Below are 20,606 nucleotides of genomic sequence, written 5' to 3'. Positions count from 1 at the left end.
CAGAGGGACCCGGCGACATTTCGTCGCCGGGTCCCTCTGCCGTTCTCCTCCACAAACGGAGCACAAGTCATGCACAGGGGAGGATTGCATTCCGCAGGTCACGGGTATGACGGGCTACGACCGTGATGCGCAGGCAGGCCATGTGGGAGGGACCCCTCGTGATGTTGTTGGAAGCGCTCGCCGCCGCCGTTCTCGGTCTGGTGCTGGCGACCCTGACATCCCATCGGCTGGCACACCGTCTGCCGGCCCGTTCCCTGGTCCTGGCCACCGGAGTCACCGGCGCCCTCTTCGGCGCCTTCATCACCCACAGCGCCCTCGACCCGGGCAACCTCTTCGTGATCCTCCTGGGCGCGGCCGTCATCTCCGCCGCGTCCCTCTCCCTACTCCTCCGCCCCAGCCGCAGACTCCGCCGCCGCTCAGCCCCGGCGTAGGGCGTTAGGGCGGGAAGACAGGCGGCGCAATCAAGTCGCCCTAGGGTCAACGCCGTTAGGGGCGCGGGGAACTGCGCGACCAGCCCCCACCGGGCCGCAGCCGCGCACCCCCCTCAACCACCCCCCACAGAGCGCTACGCAGCCAACCCCAACGCAGCCATCCGCTTCGTGTGCGCCTCAGTAATACGCGAGAACATCCGCCCCACCTCAGCAAGATCGAACCCGTCGGCCACGCCCCCAACAAGCATCGTCGACAACGCATCCCTGTCAGCGACAACCCGCTGGGACTGCGACAACGCCTCCCCCATCAACCGCCGAGCCCACAAAGCGAGCCGCCCACCCACACGCGGCTCCGCATCAATGGCGGCCCGCACCTTCTCCACCGCGAACCCCGCATGCCCGGTGTCGTCGAGAACCGCCAGCACCAGCTCCCGCGAATCCGTGTCGAGCCGCGCGGCGACCTCCCGGTAGAAGTCGGACGCGATCGAGTCACCGACGTACGCCTTGACGAGCCCCTCCAGCCAGTCCGAGGGCGCCGTCTGCCGGTGGAACCCGTCCAGCGCGGCGACGAACGGCTGCATCGCGTGCGTGGGCTCCTCGCCGATCTCCGTGAGCCGGTCCCGCAACCTCTCGAAGTGGTGGAACTCGGCCGACGCCATCTTCGCCAGCTCCGCCTTGTCCGCCAGCGTCGGCGCCAGCTTCGCGTCCTCCGCGAGCCGCTCGAAGGCCGCCAGCTCCCCGTACGCCAGCGCGCCCAGCAGGTCGACGACCGCGGCGCGGTACTGCGGGTCGGCGGCGGCCGTCGCCCAGTCCTGGGCGGCGACCCCGGTGTGCTCGACGGGGGCGTCGACGGTCGCCTCCCCCGTCGTCTCTCCGGTCGCGTCGGAGGCGTTGTCAGGCTTGTCAGAGGTCGTCATGAAGCGCACAATAGCCCGCTCGCCGCGAGGCGGAAGTCCCTGGTCAATCAGTGTGACGACGACTACGTGACCAATTCGGCCATCGCGTGTGCACGTTTCCGGGGTATGGTGGTAATGCGCCTGCTGAGTACGCACGTCCATAACGACGACGTACCTCGTGCGGCCGCACGTTTGAGGATGCCCGGTCGGTGGCCCGATCGGCTCCGACCTGACAGCCCTCTGGGCCGTGCGCACTCTGCGCACGGAGTACGGAGGGAACCCTCAGCGGTACGAGCGCTAGAGCGTCGGCAGAGGTCCCGTGCCCTGCGGCCCGATGTCCGTAAGGCAGCCGACGTCCCCGGCACGGTCCGTCAACGACCCCTTCGCTCGCCTCGCGCCGCGCACACAGAAGAGGCAAAACCCTGACTACGACGTTCAGAGATCTCGGAATCCTTCCCGAGACCGCCGAGGCGCTTGAAGCCGTCGGCATCATCACTCCCTTCCCCATCCAGGAGATGACCCTCCCCGTAGCCCTCTCGGGCACGGATGTCATCGGCCAGGCCAAGACCGGCACCGGCAAGACGCTGGGCTTCGGTCTCCCGCTCCTCGAGCGCGTCACCGTCCCGGCCGACGTAGAGGCCGGCCGGGCCAAGCCCGAGGCCCTCACCGACGCCCCGCAGGCGCTCGTCGTCGTCCCCACGCGCGAGCTCTGCACGCAGGTCACCAACGACCTGCTGACCGCGGGCAAGGTCCGCAACGTACGCGTGACCGCGATCTACGGCGGCCGGGCCTACGAGCCCCAGGTCGAGGCCCTCCGGAAGGGCACCGACGTCATCGTCGGCACCCCGGGCCGACTGCTCGACCTCGCGGGCCAGAAGAAGCTCAACCTCAAGCACATCAAGGCGCTCGTCCTGGACGAGGCCGACGAGATGCTCGACCTGGGCTTCCTGCCCGACGTCGAGAAGATCATCAACTTCCTGCCGGCCAAGCGGCAGACCATGCTGTTCTCGGCGACCATGCCGGGCGCGGTCATCGGCCTGGCCCGTCGCTACATGTCGCAGCCCACGCACATCCGCGCCACCGCGCCGGACGACGCGGGCGCGACGGTCGCGAACACCGCGCAGTACATCTACCGCGCGCACAACATGGACAAGCCCGAGCTGGTCTCGCGCATCCTGCAGGCCGACGGCCGGGGCCTGGTCATGGTCTTCTGCCGCACCAAGCGCACCGCGGCCGACCTCGCCGACCAGCTCAAGCAGCGCGGGTTCGCCGCCGGCGCGGTCCACGGCGACCTCGGCCAGGGCGCCCGCGAGCAGGCGCTGCGCGCCTTCCGCAACGGCAAGGTGGACGTCCTCGTCTGCACCGACGTCGCCGCGCGCGGCATCGACGTCGAGGGCGTGACGCACGTCATCAACTACCAGTCCCCCGAGGACGAGAAGACGTACCTGCACCGCATCGGCCGTACCGGCCGCGCGGGTGCCAAGGGCATCGCGATCACCCTCGTCGACTGGGACGACATCCCGCGCTGGCAGCTCATCAACAAGGCGCTGGACCTCGGTTTCAACGACCCGCCGGAGACGTACTCCACGTCCCCGCACCTCTTCGAGGAACTGAACATCCCCGTGGGCACCAAGGGTGTCCTGCCCCGGGCCGAGCGCACCCGCGCCGGGCTTGAGGCGGAGGTGCTCGAGGACCTCGGCGAGACGGGCGGCCGTGGCGGCCCGCGCGGCCGCGGCGGACGAGGCGACCGGAACGACCGGGGTGACCGCGACCGGAACGAGTCCCGCTCCGGCGACCGCGAGCGTCCCGCACGTACGCCGCGCAGCCGCCGTCGCACGCGCAACGGAACCCCGCTGGACGGCGCGGCCGCGACGACCGCCCCCCTGTCCGCCGTACCCGAGGCCGAGGAGGCCACCGGCACGCGGACCCCGCGCCGCCGGCGCCGTACGCGTAACGGTGCGTCGGAACCGGTGACGGCTGTCGCCGCCGTACCGACCGAGGCCGCCGAGGCCGCGGTCACCACGGCCGAGGGCCCCGCCCTGGACGCCCCTGAGACCGCGTCGAAGTCGCGCCGCCGCCGGACCCGCCGGTCCGCGGAGACGTCGGCCGAGGCCACGCAGACCGCTGTCGCGGCGGTGGCTCCGGTCACCGCGGAAGCCCCGGTCGTCCTGGAGACCCCGGTCACCGTGACGGAGCCCGAGGCTCCCGCCGCCCCGCGTCGTCGTACGCGCAAGGCGACGGCCGCCGCGGAGACCGCCGTGGACACTGCGGAAGCGGTGGAGACCAAGCCGAGGGCGCGCCGTACGCGGAAGGCCGCCGAACCCGTGGAAGCGGTCGCGGAGGTCGCCGAGGTCATCGAGCTGGCCGAGGCCAAGCCGCGCCGCACCCGCAAGGTCGCCGCTGCCGCCGAGACCGTCGTCGACACGGCCGAGGCCACGGAGACCAAGCCCAGGGCTCGCCGCACCCGCAAGGTCGCCGAGCCCATGGAAGCGGTCGCGGAGGTCACCGAGCTGACCGAGGCGAAGCCGCGCCGTACCCGGAAGACCGCGGCAACGGCCGAGGCCGTCCTCGACACGGCCGAGGCCACGGAGACCAAGCCCAAGGTCCGCCGCACCCGCAAGGCCGCGACCACCGCCCCGGAGACCGCCGAGGTCACCGAGGCACCGGCCGAGGCCAAGCCGCGCCGCACCCGCAAGGTCGCCGCCGCTGCCGAAACCGCCGTCGACACGGCGGAAGGCACGGAGGCCAAGCCCAAGGCGCGCCGCACCCGCAAGACCGCGGCGACCGTCACGGCCGACATCCCGGCCCAGGCCGTGGAGGAGCCGGCGGCCAAGCCGCGTCGCACCCGGAAGGCAGCGGCGACCGCCGAGGCCGTCCCGGAGCCGACCGAGGCAAAGCCCAAGACGGTACGCCGCACGCGCAAGGCGACCACCGCAGCCACGGAGCCCGCGGAAAGCTGACCGCACACTCACCCGACGGCCCGCCCCACACCACGTGGGCGGGCCGTCAGCGTTTCACCCACGCCCCCCTCGGTCCACCCCCACCCTCCCGGACACCCCCCGTGAACCAGCCCGACACCCTCCCCGTCACACCCGCCGGATAGCCTCGCCCTATGAGCAGGCCTCCGTCCTTCACCCCGCCCCCCGGCGCCCGCGCGTACTCGCTGCGTACCGCGCGCGGAGAGTTCGCCGTCGTCGACGCAGCCGTGGCCGGCGGTGTCGAGCCGCAAGGCGTGGTGTTGATGCTGCCCGGGTTCACCGGCAGCAAGGAGGACTTCAATCCGCTGCACGAGATGCTCGCGGCGCGCGGGTACCGGACGGTCGCCGTGGACGGGCGGGGGCAGTACGAGTCTGACGGGCCGGTGGACGACGAATCGGCGTACGCGCAGGAGGAGTTGGCGCGGGACGTGCTCGCTCAGGTCGCTGCCGTCGATGCCGGTCCCGTGCATCTGGTCGGGCACTCGCTCGGCGGTCAGATCGCCCGTGCCGCCGTTCTCCTGGACCACTCGCCCTTCCGCTCGCTGACCCTCATGGCCTCCGGTCCGGCCCAGATCTCCTCCTCGCAGCAGCAGCGCGTGAAGCTGTTGCGGGACGCGCTGGCCGTGATGACCCTGGCCGAGGTGTGGGACGCGATCCAGGCCATGGAGCCGCAGCCGCCGGAGGAGACGGACGCGGGTGGGCTGGACGACGGTCTCGACGACCAGGAAGACCTGCGGCGCCGATTCTTGGGCAACAAGCCCGCCCAACTCATCGCCACAGGACGCCAGTTGTGCGTCGAGCCGGACCGCGTGACCGAACTGGCCGCCGTACCCATCCCCTTCCACGTCCTGTCGGGTGCGCGTGACGACACCTGGCCGGTGACGCTGCTCGACGAGATGGCCCTGCGACTGCGCGCTCATCGGACGGTCGTCCAGGGCGCCGAGCACTCCCCCAACACCGACAACCCGGCGGAAACGGCCCGCGCCTTCGCGGACTTCTGGGACGGCGTCCACTAGAGCCGTGCACCAGCAGAAACCCGTCAGGAACCCGTACTAGTACTGCGTCTGCAAGTGCTCCCAGAACCCGTCCCGCAGCGCCCGCCGCAGATCGGCCTGTCCGCGCAGCGAGTACTGGAGAAGGCCCTCCGCCTCGACCAGCAGATCCTGGTCGACCGAGCCCGGCAGGTACGGGTGGCCCGGCAGCAGCTCCACCAACGCCTCCCGCCCCCGCGCGGCCAGCCACTTCGCCGCGATCTGCGCGCCGACGAAGCGCACGTCCTCGCGGGTGGGCCGGGTCGCCGTGGCCTCGTACGCGGGCGCGGTGCGGCGGGCGACGTACGGCTTGAAGAAGTCGAGGTCGAAGGTGCGTTGGCTGTCGACCTCCCAGAGCAGCGGCTCCGCCTGGTTGCGGCCCTCGGGGGCCTCGATGCCCCACAGGTGGACCCGCGCCCCGTACCCCTGCGCCGCCTCGACCGCCGACACCAGGTCCTCGTCGCCGCCGAGCAGGGCCGCGTCGCTGATGGCGCGGTGCCGGGCGAGGGATTCGAGGTCGGTGCGGATGAGCGAATCGACGCCCTTCTGCTGGTTGTTGGCGTTCAGGTTGCCCAACCGGACCTTGACGTCCGGGAGTTCGGCGATGGACTGCTGCTCGGCGGTGTGGATGCGGCGCCGGGCGCCGTCGTACCAGTAGACCCGCAGCAGCCTGCTGTCCGCGAAGATCGTGCGGGCCTTGTCGATGAGCGCCTCGATCAGGCCCTCGGAGTCGAGGTCGAAGGAGCGGCGGTCCTCCGTGCCGGCGACGAGACGTCCCGCGGCCGCGTACAGGTAGCCCGCGTCGACGAAGATCGCATGGGTCGAGGGCGTCTTCGCCACCTCGGCGAGCATGCGTCTCAGCAGCTCGTTCGTGCGGTCGATACGGGCGCCGAGCGCCGTCAGGTCGTCGTCTCTCATTGCCTCCATTGTCTCGGCGGTCACGCTGCGAACACAACCGGTCCCGGTCAGTCTCCTGTGTGCACCTTGAGAGTCTCTTACCGGTCAGTAATTAGCCGTTCGAAAAATTTCCTTAGCGTAGGGAATGTTTGTAACACGCATCCCGTTGACTACATCAGTACCCAAGTAGTTCTCCTCAGGAGGATGACCAGACGAAGGGAGAAGCCATGCGCTTCGAAATCATGCGTCTCGACGAGGTCGACGGCACCACCGTGGACAGCACCGTCGTGGACGCCGCCTCCGTCAATCGGATCGTGCAACAGGCCGCCGCCATAGGACAGCGTCTGTGGATCCGCCCCGCCGAGACCAAGGCCTCGTAACACTTACGCGGACCCCTCAACCACACTTCAGAGCCCCTGCACGGCACACGCCGTGCGGGGGCTCTGTGTATACGAAGCATCCGCGCACACGAAGCATCCGCGGATACGAACGCTTCAGGCGCCCTTGATCACCTGCGTGACCCCGTTGATGATCTGCTGCACGGCGATCGCGGAGAGCATCATCCCGGCGAGCCGCGTCACGAGCACCACACCGCCGTCCTTGATGACCCGGATGATCAGCAGCGAGTACCGCATCACCACCCACAGCACGACATGGATCGCGAGGATCGCCGCCCACACCGACACCTGCGAGGCGACACCGTCGGCCTTCTGCACGGCCAGGATGACGGACACGATCGCTCCGGGTCCGGCCAGCAACGGCATGCCCAGCGGGACCAGCGCCACATTGACGTCCTTGGTCTGCTTCGGCTCGTCGGTCTTGCCGGTGAGCAGATCGAGGGCGATCAGCAGAAGCAGCAGCCCGCCCGCGATCATCAGCGCGGGCACGGAGACATGCAGATAGTCGAGGATCTGGTGCCCGAGCAGCCCGAAGACGGTGATCACGCCGCCGGCGACACAGACGGCCTGGAACGCCATCCGCTTCTGCACCTTGCCGGGCCGGCCGGCGGTCAGCGCGAGGAAGATCGGGGTGATCCCAGGGGGATCCATGATGACGAACAGGGTCAAAAAGAGGGAGCCGAAGACGGCGACATCGAACATGGGTGAGCACAAGCCTTGCGAGAGAAGAGAAAGAGACAGACGGGAGCGTGGGCGTCAGGCTCCGCCGGTCCCCGGCACCGGGAACGCCCCCGTCGCGCGGCGCGTGATCTCCCCGTACACCTCGGGGTCGGTGACGTTCTCGCCGAGCACGCACGTCTTGCGGCTGCCGTGGTAGTCGCTGGACCCGGTGGTGAGCAGCCCCAGTTCCTTGGCCAGCCCCCGCAGCCGCGCCCGTGTCTCCAGGTCGTGGTCCATGTGGTCGACCTCGATGCCGTCGAGCCCGGCGGCGGCCAGCTCGGCGATCGAGGACTCCGGCACGGTACGGCCGCGCTTGCTGGCGCCCGGATGCGCGAACACGGTGACTCCGCCCGCGGCCTTGACCAGCCGGATCGCCTCGAAGGGGTCGGTCTCGTGCTTGGGGACGTAGGCCCGGCCGCCGTCGGCGAGCCACTTCTGCGTGAACGCCTCGTCCACCGTCGCCACCACGCCCAGCTCGACCAGCGCGGTCGCGACATGCGGCCGCCCGACCGAACCGTCCCCGGCGATCCGCGCCACCTGCTCCCAGGTCACCGGCACCCCGGCGTCCTGAAGCCGCGCCACCATCGCCCGGGCCCGCGGCACCCGGTCGTCCCGCACCAGCTCCCGCTCGGCGAGCAGCGTCGGCTCCTCGGGATCGAAGAGGTACGCCAGCAGGTGCATGGACACCCCGTCGATACGACAGGACAGCTCGGCCCCGGTGACGAGCGTGAGCCCCGCAGGGAGCGCGGCGATCGCCTCGGCGTACCCACGGGTGGTGTCGTGATCGGTCAGCGCGACAACGTCAAGCCCGGCACCGGCAGCATTGCGCACCAGCTCAGCGGGGGTGTCCGTACCGTCGGAAGCGGTGGAGTGGGCGTGCAGATCGATACGCACTACGCGAACTCCAGCGGGGTGACGGAAAAGGGGACCGCCCAAGAGTAACCGGCGATTCTCTTCCCTCCGCAGCCTCTCCCCCGCAGCCTCTACGGCTGAAGCAAGCGCGGCGCCAGCGCCCCACAAGGCACCAGCTCCACCTCCGCCCCCGCGTCCCGCAGATCCGTGAGCACCAGCTCGTCGTACATCAACAACCCCGACTGCTCAGGCCACACCACGGCCCAGAGCCACAGCCCCAGCGCCTCACCAGCGAAAACGGCCCGGTCGTCGGACGCACCGGCGACATGCCACAACGGCGTGGGCCTGCCCGCCGCCAACACCTTCGCTTGCGGCGGCTTCTCGACATTCATGTACGGCCCCGGGTCCGGCCCGTCGATCCCCGCGTAACGCGCACCGAGTCCGACCCCGAGTTCCTCCGCTACGAGGATGAGCTCACCGATCCCGCCGAGCGGGCCAGGACCGGAGCACGCCACAGCCGTCGCACGACCCCCACTGCGGTCGTCGCCCGCGCATGCCACGCCCGTGAACAGCCAGCCGACCGGCAGCGGCCACGGCATCCACACCGGTACCTGCGTGCGATGCACGACGACTTCGAGGGCCTCGACGCTGGGCGGGATCACGGGCTGCAGCGGATGCACGGTCCCGTGCACATCGCACTGCCAGGAATCGGCGAAGAGTCCGGGAGCCCTGACCCGGCCACCACACTTCGGGCAACTGGGTTCGCCCCTCATAGGGCCCCACGGTCCTACCCTCGCTCGCGCACGTCAAGGACGATCACCCGTCCGGACGGAAGCCTTACCGAGCAGAACTACATGTAGCTTGCATTAATTAGCCCACCTAACTTACTATGTGTATATGCCAACCATCTCCCAGTCGGAGAACAGCGAGAGAGGCGGAGGAAGCATGCACGACCGCATGGACGACCCATTCGACGCGGGAGCGACCGGCATCCTGCGACAGCCCAAGTCCGTATGGGCGACGGCCGGCGCGTCCGTCGTCGCCTTCATGGGCATCGGACTCGTCGACCCGATCCTGCCGTCCATCGCCAAGGGCCTGGACGCCACGGCCAGTCAGGTCTCCCTGCTCTTCACCTCGTACTTCCTGATCACCGCCATCGCGATGCTGGTCACCGGCTTCGTCTCCAGCCGTATCGGCGGCCGCAAGACCCTGCTGCTCGGCCTCGCGCTCGTGGTCGTCTTCGCCGGTCTCGCGGGCACCTCGAACTCCGTCGCCGAACTCGTCGGCTTCCGCGCGGGCTGGGGTCTGGGCAACGCGCTCTTCGTCTCGACGGCCCTCGCGGTCATCGTCGGCGCGGCGGCGGGCGGCAGCTCCGCAGCGATCCTGCTGTACGAATCGGCACTGGGCCTCGGCATGGCGTGCGGCCCGCTCCTTGGCGCGCTGCTCGGCGACGCCAGCTGGCGCTACCCGTTCTTCGGCACCGCGTTCCTGATGGCGATCGGCTTCCTATGCATCACGGTGTTCCTCAAGGAGCAGCCGAAGCCGACGACGAAGACCTCGATCCTCGACCCGATCAAGGCGCTCGGCCACGGCGGTCTCGCCTCGGCGGCGGCCTCGTCCTTCTTCTACAACTACACGTTCTTCACCGTGCTGGCCTTCACCCCGTTCGTGCTGGACATGACCCCGTACAAGTCGGGTGCCGTGTTCTTCGCCTGGGGCGTCCTGCTCGCCGTCTTCTCCGTGTTCGTGGCACCGCGGCTGCAGGAGCGGTTCGGTTCGCTGAAGGTGCTCGGCGGCTCACTGGTGCTGCTCGCCGCGGACGTCCTGGTCCTCGGCTACGGCGGCCACACCACGGCCGTCGTCTGCACGATCCTGTCCGGCGCGTTCATCGGCGTGAACAACACCGTCTATACGGAGCTGGCGCTCGGTGTCTCGGACGCGCCGCGCCCGGTGGCGAGCGCGGGCTACAACTTCGTGCGGTGGTTCGCGGCCGCGGCGGCGCCGTTCTTCGCGCCGAAGATCGAGGAGTGGAGCGACATCCACATCCCGTTCGTGGTCGCCGCGGTGACTGCGCTGCTGGGCGCGGTCGTGGTCGTCGTACGGCGCAAGGCGCTCACGCACGAGGCGGAGGAGCTGGAGACGCGGCACGCGGTCGAGGACAGTGTCACGGTCTTTGCCAACTGAAGCTTTTCGGCCACCGGGCGGTGAGCTTGCTCACTCCAGCGGGACGGACCTGCGGGACGGATCCCGCAGGTCCGTCCCGTTCGTCAGCCAGCGTTCCTGGAGGGCCTGGGCGCCGTGGACGCGTTTCCAGGCCGCTTCGTTCGGGGTCATCGGGAGCAGGGGCAGGAAGCGGACCGGGGCGAGGGGGGCGTCCAGTTCGAGGTCCTCGACCAGTCCGCCCGGTTCGGCCACCAGGACCGAGGTGAACGGCGCGCCGGGCCACAGCGGCTCGCCCACGTCGAGGGAGGCACCCGGGGCCACCACCACGCCCTCCACCTGCGGAGACGCGGCGAGCACGGCGAGCGGGCGCAGAACCTTGTCGGTCTCGGCGACTCCCGCGCGGACGGAGAGGACGAGTTCGGCGCGCGGTCCCGCGACCGGGTCGGCGAGCATCGCGGTGGGGTCGCTCATCGGCTGTGCGGACATCCCGAGCGTGGCGTAGCGGACGACGTCCCCCTCCTGGAAACGCAGCACCTCGACGCGGTCCGTGCCGAGAAAGGTGACCGCCGCGCGCGCGTCCGGATCGCCCAGCGCGGTGCGCAACCGGGCCTCGACCAGAGGAAGAACATCAACCATGTCGCGAGCATAGAACTCGTCAGTACCGGGCAAAGCGGCGGCTTGACACTTCGGGTCACTGCTAGTCTTGCCCGGTGGTTCGGGGCAGCACGCCGAGGCGTCGCGATCAAGTCCCGACGCCGACACCACTCCCTTTCGAGGGATTGAGACTCCCTTACGAGGGACCGGCCGGAGGAGGTGGGGCTGTCATGGATCGAAGTCGACCGTGCAGTACCACTCGTTCTTCCGCCCGCTGATGCAGCTGCTGTGACTCCGGCAACCGCCGCCTCTCACACTCGCGTCCTTGCACGGAAGAGCACTTCATTCCGTTTTGCCTGATCTCTGTGATCTGTCTGATCTGAAGCAGTAGCTGATCCAGCAATGAAGCTCCGCTGCCGCGACGATGCGGTGCTCCCCGCTTTGTGGACGTGCCAAACACACCCGCAGTCAGGACGTCCCCATTCCGGGTAGTTCCACCCGTCGCCGCCGCCCTTTGTTGCCTGTCACGAAGGAGCCTGCCATGTCGATGATCCGTGACCTGCGTGCCGCAGTACGCCCGTCGCGTCCCTCGCTGCGCAAGGACACCGGCGCGTACGACACCACCCGCGACCCCGGTACGCCCTCGGCCGTCGTCGACTGCGCCGTCTACCGCGACGGCACCCGCGTCGTGACGCCGACGCCGCTCACTCCGCACGAGGCGATGCGTCAGGTGCGCCGCGACGGGGGCTTCGTGTGGATCGGTCTGCACGAGCCGACCGAGGCCGAATTCGCCGGTATCGCAAGCGAGTTCGGGCTCCACCCGCTGGCCGTGGAGGACGCCGTCCAGGCCCACCAGCGCCCCAAGCTGGAGCGCTACGACGACTCCCTGTTCACCGTCTTCAAGACCATCCACTACGTCGAGCACGACCAACTCACCGCCAACAGCGAGGTAGTTGAGACCGGCGAGGTCATGTGCTTCACCGGACGGGACTTCTTCATCACCGTCCGGCACGGCGGCCAGGGCTCGTTGCGCGCGCTGCGGCACCGGCTGCAGGACGACCCCGAGCTGCTCGCCAAGGGCCCCTCGGCCGTGCTGCACTCGATCGCCGACCACGTCGTCGACGGCTATGTCGCGGTCGCCGACGCCGTGCAGGACGACATCGACGAGGTGGAGACCGAGGTCTTCTCGCCCGGGCGGGGCGGTATCTCGCGCGGTGTCGACTCGGCCCGGATCTACCAACTCAAGCGTGAGGTACTGGAGTTCAAGCGCGCGGTGTCGCCCCTGCTGCGGCCCATGCAGCTGCTGAGCGAGCGGCCGATGCGGCTGGTCGACCCGGACATCCAGAAGTACTTCCGGGACGTCGCCGACCACCTCGCCCGGGTCCAGGAACAGGTCATCGGCTTCGACGAGCTGCTCAACTCGATCCTCCAGGCCAACCTCGCACAGGCGTCCGTCGCGCAGAACGAGGACATGCGGAAGATCACCGCGTGGGCCGCGATCATCGCCGTACCGACGATGGTCTGTGGCGTGTACGGCATGAACTTCGAGCACATGCCCGAGCTGCACTGGCGGTACGGGTACCCGATGGTGATGACCTTCATCGTGGGGGTCTGTCTGACGATCCACCGCACCCTCAAGCGCAACGGCTGGCTCTGAGGTGCCGGGAACGGCCGTGGATAGGCTGAGCCCATGACCGCGGAGCCGATGCCAAGCGAGCTGCTCGACCAGGCCCTCGTCGAGGAGGCCACGAAGAAGTCCGGCCTTGTCTGGGTGAACGGTCCCGGCGTTCCGCCGCGCGGCCTGTGGCACGTCTGGCACGAGGGCGCGGCCTGTCTGGTCGGCGACGGTCCCGGCGAGCAGCCGCTGCCGGGGCTGACCGACGGCGGCTCCGCCGAGGTCACCGCGCGCAGCAAGGACAAGGGCGGCCGGCTGGTCTCCTGGTCGGCGAAGGTCGTCGAACTCGCCCCGGACTCCGAGGCCTGGCGGGCGACGGTCGCCGAACTGAAGGGCAAGCGCCTCAACGCCCCCGACGGCGAGGCGATGCCGGAACGCTGGGCACGCGAGTGCCGGGTGCTCCGCCTGGTTCCCACGGGGTCCGTGGCGCCGTTGCCCGACGGGGATCTGGCGCAGGCACCGCTGCCTTCGCCGGCGACCACGCGTCAGCCGGTCCCTGCTGGGTTGCCGCAGCTGCTGTTCCGAAAACGGCGACGGAAGTAGCCCACCGACAGGGCGAGTTCGGCCCCGCTACGACGTCGGCAGCTGCTTCCCGTAGTCCACTGTCTCGTCGTCCTTCGGTTCGGTGAGGGGGAACTGCTTGCCCCAGGACGAGAAGGTGAGGGTGCCCGCGCCGCCCGCGCGTTGGAGGCGGAGGGGGTAGGGCTCGCCCTTCAGGGAGACGTCCAGCGTGCCGCCGGAGCCCTCGTCGCCGGTGATGCGGATGGTGCGGGTGCCCGACTGCTCGTGGTGGCCGTCCGTCGCGAGGGACCCGTGCAGCGTCAGCAGTCCGTCGAGAAGGACGTCCTTCTCGGTGAAGCCACTGAACTTCTGGTAGGAGGGGTCACCCTTGGGCACCTTCACGTACTTGCCGTCGAGCGTGCTCGTGGCGCCCGCGTCCGAGCCGCCGTCGGCCTGGTTCCAGAACTCCGCGTCGGCCTTCAGGTACAGCTGCTCACCGACCCGCAGCAGCCCGAAGGCCACCCCCTTCGAGGTGACGGAACCGGTGCCGCCGTCGGCCGACAGCCGCATGTCGAGCGTGTACGTCCGCCCGTTGGTCACGACGTTCCCGGCCAGCCGGACCGCCGTGGCCGACTCGGCGGCCGCCTTCGACTTGGACTGGATCGTGGCGGCCGGCAGCTTGCCGACCCCGTTCGTGCCCGCGTCGGGATCCTCGCTGCACCCCGTGAGCAACCCGGTCCCCGTCACCACCAGAGCGCACACCGCGCTCACCAGCGCGGCTTTGCGGGTACGGCCCTGGGCAATCGCGGTCACAGCTGGGGCTGCCTTTCTGTCGCGGGACGGAGGCAGCGTACCGGGGCCGCGCGGACTGAACGGAGCCGGTCCGTCCGGACCCCCTACCAGGGCGGACACGATCGGGACGGGCTAGCCTGAAGCCCATCCGAGCGGGCAATTCGGAAAAGGAACACCGTACGAAACACCCGTAAAGAAAAGGAGGCGCGGCCATGGCAGCGGGCGCCCCTTCCCGGATCTTCGTCTCGCATCTCGCGGGCGTCCCCGTCTTCGACCCCAACGGCGACCAGGTGGGCCGCGTCCGCGATGTCGTCGTCATGCTGCGCGTGGCCCGGCGCCCGCCGCGCGTGCTCGGCCTGGTCGTCGAACTGACCACGCGCCGCCGGATCTTCCTGCCCATGACCCGGGTCACCGGCATCGAATCCGGCCAGGTCATCTCCACCGGCGTGCTCAACGTCCGCCGCTTCGAGCAACGGCCCACGGAGCGCCTCGTGTTCGGCGAGCTCCTCGACCGGCGGGTCACGCTCGCCGAGACCGGCGAGGAGGTGACCGTCCTCGACCTGTCGGTGCAGCAGTTGCCGGCCCGCCGGGACTGGGAGGTCGGCCGCGTCTTCGTGCGCAAGGGGAAGAAGGGCGGCGCCTTCAGACGGGCCAGGGGCGAGACGCTGACGGTGGAGTGGTCCGCGGTCACCGGCTTCTCCCTGGAGGAGCACGGACAGGGCGCGGAGAGCCTCCTGGCCACCTTCGAGCAGCTGCGCGCGGCCGACCTCGCCAACGTCCTGCACCACTTGGCCCCCAAACGGCGGGCCGAGGTCGCCGCCGCCCTCGACGACGACCGCCTCGCCGACGTGCTCGAAGAGCTGCCGGAGGACGACCAGATCGAGATCCTCGGCAAGCTCAAGGAGGAGCGTGCCGCCGACGTCCTGGAGGCGATGGACCCGGACGACGCGGCCGACCTGCTCGGCGAGTTGCCGGAGGAGGACCAGGAACGGCTGCTGAGCCTGATGGAGCCCTCCGACGCGGCCGACATGCGCCGTCTGATGTCGTACGAGGAGCACACGGCCGGCGGTCTGATGACGACCGAGCCGATCGTGCTGCGGCCCGACGCGACCGTCGCCGACGCCCTCGCGCGCGTGCGCAACGCCGACCTCTCCCCCGCGCTCGCCGCCCAGGTCTACGTCTGCCGCCCGCCCGACGACACCCCGACCGGCAAGTACCTCGGCACGGTCCACTTCCAGCGGCTGCTGCGGGACCCGCCCTACACGCTGGTCAGCTCGATCCTCGACGACAGCCTCCAGACCCTCGACCCGAAGGCCGCGCTGCCCGTCGTCGCCGGGTTCTTCGCGACGTACGACATGGTCGCGGCGCCCGTGGTGGACGAGGCCGGGTCGCTGCTGGGCGCGGTGACCGTGGACGACGTGCTCGACCACATGCTGCCCGAGGACTGGCGGGAGACGGAGTTCCACCTGGACGAGCCGGCGGAACCGGGCGGTCCGGACGGACCGGTCGAAGGGGAGGAGGCGACGGCGCATGGCTGAGCGTGAGAACGGACGCGAGCGCACCCCGGCGGGGGCGACGGCGACCTCGCGGTCGCGGACCCGGCTGGACCAGCCCCGGCCGGCCCGGCGCCGGTTGCTGCCCGAGTGGGATCCGGAGGCCTTCGGACGGTTCTCGGAGCGCATCGCGCGGTTCCTGGGCACCGGGCGGTTCATCGTCTGGATGACGGTCGTCATCATCGCGTGGGTGCTGTGGAACATCTTCGCGCCGCGTGACCTGCGGTTCGACAACTACCCGTTCATCTTCCTGACGTTGATGCTGTCGTTGCAGGCCTCCTACGCGGCCCCGCTGATCCTGCTCGCGCAGAACCGGCAGGACGACCGCGACCGGGTCAACCTCGAACAGGACCGCAAGCAGAACGAGCGGTCGATCGCCGACACCGAGTACCTGACCCGCGAGATCGCCGCGCTGCGCATCGGCCTCGGCGAGGTGGCGACCCGCGACTGGATCCGCTCCGAGCTGCAGGACCTCGTCAAGGAGATAGAGGGCCGGCGGGACGGACACGTCGTATTCCCGGCAGAACGGTCCGCCGGGCGTGACGCAGACGACCGCTGAGGGGCTGGCCGAAGGGACCGGTGGGCGCCGTACCATCGACCCTATGGCTAGCGAAGACGCGGTGCGCGAGGCACTGGCGACGGTGAACGACCCCGAGATCAACCGGCCCATCACCGAGCTCGGGATGGTCAAGTCCGTGGAGATCGACGCGGACGGAGCGGTCGCGGTCACCGTGTACCTCACGGTCTCCGGCTGCCCGATGCGGGAGACGATCACGCAACGCGTGACCGATGCGGTCGCCGCCGTCGACGGTGTCTGCCGCGTCGACGTGACCCTCGACGTGATGAGCGACGAGCAGCGCAAGGAACTCGCGACCGCCCTGCGCGGTGGCAAGACCGAGCGCGAGGTCCCCTTCGCGCAGCCCGGCTCCCTCACCCGCGTCTACGCGGTGGCGTCCGGCAAGGGCGGCGTCGGCAAGTCCTCGGTGACGGTGAACCTGGCGGCGGCGATGGCGGCCGACGGCCTCAAGGTGGGTGTCGTCGACGCCGACATCTACGGCCACAGCGTGCCGCGCATGCTGGGCGCGGACGGCCGTCCGACCCAGGTCGAGAACATGATCATGCCGCCGTCGGCGAACGGCGTGAAGGTCATCTCCATCGGCATGTTCACCCCGGGCAACGCGCCGGTGGTGTGGCGCGGCCCGATGCTGCACCGCGCGCTCCAGCAGTTCCTCGCGGACGTCTACTGGGGCGACCTGGACGTCCTGCTCCTCGACCTCCCGCCGGGCACCGGCGACATCGCGATCTCCGTCGCCCAGCTCGTCCCGAACGCCGAGATCCTGGTCGTCACGACCCCGCAGCAGGCGGCGGCCGAGGTCGCCGAGCGGGCCGGCTCCATCGCCGTACAGACCCACCAGAAGATCGTCGGCGTCGTCGAGAACATGTCCGGGCTGCCCTGCCCGCACTGCGGCGAGATGGTCGACGTCTTCGGCTCGGGCGGCGGCCAGTCGGTCGCCGACGGCCTCACCCGCACAACGGGCGCCTCGGTCCCCGTCCTCGGCTCCATCCCCATCGACGTCCGCCTCCGCGAAGGCGGCGACGAGGGCAAACCGGTCGTCCTGACCGACCCGGACTCCCCGGCGGGCGCGGCCCTGAGGGCGATCGCGGGAAAGCTGGGGGGACGGCAGCGGGGCCTTTCGGGACTGTCGCTCGGGATCACTCCCAAGAACAAGTTCTAGTCAGCCGACCTAAGGGGCGCGGGGCCGTATCGATGTGCGGCTCCGCCGCGTGGGCGCGACCAGCCACGACGGCGGAGCAGTTCCCCACAAACCGCTACTCGTACGCGCCGATGTCTTTGATCACGGCGAATCCGAGCCCATAGGCACTCATCCCTCGCCCGTACGCCCCCACATGCACACCCTCAGGCGTGGACCCGGCGAGAACCCAGCCGAACTCGGACTCCCGGTAGTGGAAGGGCGTAGGCACCCCGTCCACCGGCAGGGACAGCGTCGACCAGTCAGCCCCCTCAAGGTCGTCCGCCAAAACCCAAGCGGTCTCCGTCTGCTGATCCAGCCAGTCGTCCCGCAGCGAGTGGTCCATCTGCCCGGGCCAGGTGAAGGACAGCAGCCCCACACCGGCGAGCCAGGCCGCCGAGGAGACCGACGTGGCCTCCAGCAACCCCGTACCGTCCGCACTCCTCCGGGACGGACTCGCGGCGACGGTCACGACGACCGCGAACTTCTCCTTCGGCTCACCTGCGGAGCCCACCGCGTACTCGTTCTTGACCGAGGGCTCGTCACCGTGCCCGATCGACCCGTGCTCGACGGCCCCGTCGGCCGCCGTACCGACCTGCATCAACCAGCGCGGCCCCGTGAAGGCCTCGTCGAGGCCGTACCACGGGAAGGGCGCCTGCAGGTAGCCGTCGACCGTGCGCCGGGCGGAGGGGACCTGTTGTCCACCCTCCGCGGCCGGCGCCTGTGCGACCGCCTGACTCGTCGTCTCCATGTGCCCGGACGCCTCCTCGCTCTCGTCGGGCCGGAGCGGCCCGCCCCCCTTCGGGCGGCGTTGCTCGTTCGCCTCCGGCCCGCACAACAACTCGGCAGCATAGCCACCCCGCCGCGGGCAGCCGGGAAACCGCCCGGCGCGTGGGTCGCGAACGGGGCCGGTTCAGGGCGCGCGAAGGCTCGACGGCGTATGAAACGCGTCACGTACGGCGCGGGCGACCAGCCCTGCCGTACGGCTCAGGTGGCGTCCGCGTCGAAGGGCGGACGGTCGTCGTCCTCGGGCTTCTTGGTCATGTCGATACGACCACCGGAGGAACCGGACGACGAGGTGGAACCAGACGTACCGGAGGAGCCCGACTTGTCGCTGTCGCGGCTGTTCACCGCGTCCGTGACCTCGGCCATCTCCTTCTTCAGGTCGAAGCCGTTGCGGATCTCCTTGAGCCCCAGTTCGTCATTGTCCAGCTGCTTGCGGATGAACGTCTTGGGGTTGAGGTCCTCCAGCTCGAAGTCCTTGAACTCCGGGCCGAGTTCCTGCCGGATGTCCTCCTTGGCGCTCTCCGAGAACTCGCGGATCTTGCGTACGGTCCGCATGACGTCCTGGATGACCTTGGGGAGCTTGTCCGGACCGAAGACGAGCACGGCGAGGACGATGAGCGTCACCAGCTCCAGCGGTCCTATGTCATTGAACACCTGATGCTCCTTGTGGTCCGGGCCGGATCCACGGTACCCGGCGATCCGCTTCGACCGGTACTGTCCCGAGCGCTCCGAGTGCGGCCGCATGCCGGTTTTCCCGGTTGTTTGCCTTGTGGACCGGGGGTCGTGACCTCACGTGTGAGGTTCCTGTCAGTTGCTGTCGATGGTCACGGCGTCGATCAGTCGCCGTCGGAGGATCCGAGCACCAGCGAGATCGTCAGCTCCTTGCCGCCGCGTCGCACGGTCAGCTCCAGCCGGTCGCCGGGGCGGTGGGCCCTGGTCTTGACGATCAGTTCCTCGCCGGAGTGCACGCGCTGGCCGTCGACCTCGGTGATGACGTCGCCGGCCTTGATGCCTGCCTTGTCGCCGGGGCCGCCCGCGTTGACCGCCGGGGAGCCGCCGCTGCCCTTGGTGCCCACGCGGGCGCCGTCGCCGGTGTAGTCCATGTCGAGGGTGACGCCGATGACCGGGTGGGTCGCCCTGCCGGTGTTGATCAGTTCCTCGGCGACGCGCTTGGCCTGGTTGACGGGGATGGCGAAGCCGAGCCCGATGGAACCGGCCTGGCCACCGGAGTCCGAGCCGTCGTCGGCGGAACGGATGGCGGAGTTGATGCCGATGACCCGGGCCCGCGAGTCGAGCAGCGGCCCGCCGGAGTTCCCGGGGTTGATGGGCGCGTCCGTCTGCAGGGCGTCCACGTACGACACATCGCTGCCGTCGACGCTCTCGCCGGCCGTGATGGGCCGCGACTTGGCGCTGATGATGCCGGAGGTGACGGTGCCCTCCAGGTCGAAGGGGGCGCCGATGGCGACGACGGGGTCGCCGACCTGGACGTTGTCGGAGTTGCCGAGCGGCAGAGGGCTGAGTCCGCGCACTCCGCTGACCTTCACCACGGCGAGGTCGTATCCGCTGTCCCGGCCCACGACGGTGGCCTTGGCGGTGTCCCCGCTGTTGAAGGTCACCGATATCTCGCCGGACCCGCCGGCGGGTTCGACGACGTGGTTGTTGGTGAGGATGTGTCCGAGGTCGTCGAGCACGAACCCGGTGCCGGTGCCGGACTCCTCGGCGCCGGTCACATGCAGGGTCACCACGCTGGGCAGGGCCCGCGCGGCGATCCCGGCCACGCTGTCGGCGGCCCGCCCGACGGGCTCCTTGCCGGCCTGCGGCAGCTCTACGCCCCCCACACCGCCGTTGCGCTCCAGATACGCGCCGATGGCACCCCCGACGCCGCCGGAGAGCAGGGCGAGCGCCAGGGCTCCGCCGATCAACGCCCTGCGCACGCGCCGACGCCGTGCGGAGACTCCGTCGACGGCGGCACCGGTCTGCTGGAGGGGAGCGGCGGGGGCGGCCCAGGGGTCGTAGTTCTGCCAGGGGGTGGGAGCCGGCTGGGTCGGGGGTGTGCCGTTCGCCGGGGGTGGACTCGCCGTGCCGGAGGCCTGCGGCAGCGTGGGGAGCGCTGTGCCCTGCTCGGGCGTGGTCGCGGGGTGCTGGACCGGCGGGGCGGGTGACCAGGGACCGGGCTCGCCGTACGGCGGGGTGCTGAAGGGGTCGGGGTCGTGCAGGGGTCGGGGACGGCCCTCGGACACTGGAGCGGCGGATGCCCGGGCCGCCTCCTCCGTCAGGGACCCGTCCTGCGGAAGCAGCGGCTCGACGTCACCGTTGGACGCGTCACCGTCGGACACGGCGCCGACCGGTTCCGCGTCGCCCGCCCCCACGGGCGGGGCCAACGCGAAGTCGCCCTCCGTGGCAGCGGGCTTCGCCAACTCGAAATCACCGTCGGCGGAACCGTCCGCCTCCGCCGCCCCCGAAGGGCCGTGCGGGTGTGGACGATTCCACCACTTCGCCTTCGTGGGCTTCCCCTCGTTCACTGCTCTCCCCACAGCTGACCGCGGCACGGCTCGTCGTCGGCGGTCGCGGTTCGTCGACTCCGCGCC

At 70.1% G+C, this 20,606-nt stretch carries 20 protein-coding genes; 10 read left to right on the top strand and 10 right to left on the bottom strand.

What is annotated here, in order from left to right:
- The first annotated feature begins 161 nt into the window (after positions 1–161).
- Positions 162–431 carry a hypothetical protein gene (locus ACWDR3_RS14255; RefSeq protein WP_450352759.1) on the top strand — a complete coding sequence of 90 codons (270 nt, stop codon included), beginning with the start codon at positions 162–164 and terminating at the stop codon, positions 429–431.
- A gap of 134 nt (positions 432–565) precedes the next feature.
- On the opposite strand, the gene ACWDR3_RS14250 is transcribed toward ACWDR3_RS14255, so the two are convergent.
- Positions 566–1,348, bottom strand: coding sequence for a ferritin-like fold-containing protein (locus ACWDR3_RS14250; RefSeq protein WP_450352758.1), 783 nt, complete (start codon positions 1,346–1,348; stop codon positions 566–568).
- A gap of 494 nt (positions 1,349–1,842) precedes the next feature.
- On the opposite strand from ACWDR3_RS14250, the gene ACWDR3_RS14245 reads away from it, so the two are divergent.
- Together ACWDR3_RS14245 and ACWDR3_RS14240 are read left to right on the top strand one after the other, a co-directional pair.
- Positions 1,843–4,287, top strand: a complete 2,445-nt coding sequence (locus tag ACWDR3_RS14245; protein ID WP_450352757.1) for a DEAD/DEAH box helicase — start codon at positions 1,843–1,845, stop codon at positions 4,285–4,287.
- A gap of 152 nt (positions 4,288–4,439) precedes the next feature.
- Entirely contained in the window at positions 4,440–5,321 is an 882-nt protein-coding gene (locus ACWDR3_RS14240; protein ID WP_450352756.1) for an alpha/beta fold hydrolase, read from the top strand.
- A gap of 36 nt (positions 5,322–5,357) precedes the next feature.
- On the opposite strand, the gene ACWDR3_RS14235 is transcribed toward ACWDR3_RS14240, so the two are convergent.
- Entirely contained in the window at positions 5,358–6,263 is a 906-nt protein-coding gene (locus tag ACWDR3_RS14235) for an NYN domain-containing protein (protein ID WP_450352796.1), read from the bottom strand.
- A gap of 197 nt (positions 6,264–6,460) precedes the next feature.
- Between ACWDR3_RS14235 and ACWDR3_RS14230 the strand changes: the two genes are divergently transcribed.
- Positions 6,461–6,613 (top strand): hypothetical protein, encoded by a 153-nt coding sequence (locus tag ACWDR3_RS14230; RefSeq protein ID WP_019058373.1) that lies wholly within the window; start codon positions 6,461–6,463, stop codon positions 6,611–6,613.
- 114 nt (positions 6,614–6,727) lie between these two features.
- On the opposite strand, the gene ACWDR3_RS14225 is transcribed toward ACWDR3_RS14230, so the two are convergent.
- The 3 genes from ACWDR3_RS14225 to ACWDR3_RS14215 form a co-directional block, all read right to left on the bottom strand.
- Positions 6,728–7,333 (bottom strand): MarC family protein, encoded by a 606-nt coding sequence (locus ACWDR3_RS14225; protein WP_450352755.1) that lies wholly within the window; start codon positions 7,331–7,333, stop codon positions 6,728–6,730.
- 54 nt (positions 7,334–7,387) lie between these two features.
- A complete protein-coding gene (locus ACWDR3_RS14220) occupies positions 7,388–8,245 on the bottom strand; it encodes a PHP domain-containing protein (RefSeq protein ID WP_450352754.1) in 858 nt (285 codons plus the stop codon).
- A gap of 89 nt (positions 8,246–8,334) precedes the next feature.
- Positions 8,335–8,976, bottom strand: coding sequence for a DUF6758 family protein (locus tag ACWDR3_RS14215; protein ID WP_450352753.1), 642 nt, complete (start codon positions 8,974–8,976; stop codon positions 8,335–8,337).
- Positions 8,977–9,148: 172 nt separating this feature from the next.
- Here ACWDR3_RS14215 and ACWDR3_RS14210 point away from each other — a divergent pair, with 172 nt between their 5' ends.
- Entirely contained in the window at positions 9,149–10,387 is a 1,239-nt protein-coding gene (locus ACWDR3_RS14210; protein WP_450352752.1) for an MFS transporter, read from the top strand.
- 30 nt (positions 10,388–10,417) lie between these two features.
- Here the strand turns inward: ACWDR3_RS14210 and ACWDR3_RS14205 are convergent, their stop codons facing one another.
- Positions 10,418–11,002 carry a suppressor of fused domain protein gene (locus ACWDR3_RS14205; RefSeq protein ID WP_450352751.1) on the bottom strand — a complete coding sequence of 195 codons (585 nt, stop codon included), beginning with the start codon at positions 11,000–11,002 and terminating at the stop codon, positions 10,418–10,420.
- A 499-nt stretch (positions 11,003–11,501) separates the two neighbouring features.
- On the opposite strand from ACWDR3_RS14205, the gene ACWDR3_RS14200 reads away from it, so the two are divergent.
- Both ACWDR3_RS14200 and ACWDR3_RS14195 read left to right on the top strand, forming a co-directional pair.
- Positions 11,502–12,617 (top strand): magnesium and cobalt transport protein CorA, encoded by a 1,116-nt coding sequence (locus ACWDR3_RS14200; protein ID WP_450352750.1) that lies wholly within the window; start codon positions 11,502–11,504, stop codon positions 12,615–12,617.
- A gap of 48 nt (positions 12,618–12,665) precedes the next feature.
- Positions 12,666–13,178 (top strand): hypothetical protein, encoded by a 513-nt coding sequence (locus ACWDR3_RS14195; protein WP_450352795.1) that lies wholly within the window; start codon positions 12,666–12,668, stop codon positions 13,176–13,178.
- A 27-nt stretch (positions 13,179–13,205) separates the two neighbouring features.
- On the opposite strand, the gene ACWDR3_RS14190 is transcribed toward ACWDR3_RS14195, so the two are convergent.
- Positions 13,206–13,949: a hypothetical protein gene (locus ACWDR3_RS14190; RefSeq protein ID WP_450352749.1), complete on the bottom strand. Its 744-nt coding sequence runs from the start codon at positions 13,947–13,949 to the stop codon at positions 13,206–13,208.
- A gap of 191 nt (positions 13,950–14,140) precedes the next feature.
- Here ACWDR3_RS14190 and ACWDR3_RS14185 point away from each other — a divergent pair, with 191 nt between their 5' ends.
- Genes ACWDR3_RS14185 through ACWDR3_RS14175 form a run of 3 tightly spaced genes read left to right on the top strand, consistent with a single transcriptional unit; the run spans position 14,141 to position 17,217 of the window.
- Positions 14,141–15,466 carry a magnesium transporter MgtE N-terminal domain-containing protein gene (locus ACWDR3_RS14185; protein WP_450352748.1) on the top strand — a complete coding sequence of 442 codons (1,326 nt, stop codon included), beginning with the start codon at positions 14,141–14,143 and terminating at the stop codon, positions 15,464–15,466.
- Positions 15,459–16,040: a DUF1003 domain-containing protein gene (locus ACWDR3_RS14180; RefSeq protein ID WP_450352747.1), complete on the top strand. Its 582-nt coding sequence runs from the start codon at positions 15,459–15,461 to the stop codon at positions 16,038–16,040. Before ACWDR3_RS14185 ends, ACWDR3_RS14180 begins: the two co-directional genes overlap by 8 nt.
- A 43-nt stretch (positions 16,041–16,083) precedes the next feature.
- The gene (locus tag ACWDR3_RS14175) at positions 16,084–17,217 is read left to right on the top strand and encodes an Mrp/NBP35 family ATP-binding protein (protein WP_450352746.1); all 1,134 of its coding nucleotides are present in this window, start codon (positions 16,084–16,086) and stop codon (positions 17,215–17,217) included.
- Positions 17,218–17,311: 94 nt separating this feature from the next.
- Here ACWDR3_RS14175 and ACWDR3_RS14170 read toward each other — a convergent pair whose 3' ends face one another.
- The 3 genes from ACWDR3_RS14170 to ACWDR3_RS14160 all read right to left on the bottom strand — a co-directional run bounded on the left by ACWDR3_RS14170 (position 17,312) and on the right by ACWDR3_RS14160 (position 20,540).
- Positions 17,312–17,983 (bottom strand): hypothetical protein, encoded by a 672-nt coding sequence (locus ACWDR3_RS14170; protein WP_450352745.1) that lies wholly within the window; start codon positions 17,981–17,983, stop codon positions 17,312–17,314.
- Positions 17,984–18,219: 236 nt separating this feature from the next.
- Complete coding sequence (locus ACWDR3_RS14165; protein ID WP_450352744.1) at positions 18,220–18,672, bottom strand: sec-independent translocase; 453 nt, start codon at positions 18,670–18,672, stop codon at positions 18,220–18,222.
- A 182-nt stretch (positions 18,673–18,854) separates the two neighbouring features.
- A complete protein-coding gene (locus tag ACWDR3_RS14160) occupies positions 18,855–20,540 on the bottom strand; it encodes a trypsin-like peptidase domain-containing protein (RefSeq protein WP_450352743.1) in 1,686 nt (561 codons plus the stop codon).
- Positions 20,541–20,606: the final 66 nt, after the last annotated feature.

The sequence above is a fragment of the Streptomyces sp. NPDC001002 genome, from assembly GCF_053599215.1.
The sequence above is the reverse complement of the archived record's forward strand: the minus strand, read 5'-3'. Positions and strand labels throughout refer to the sequence as shown.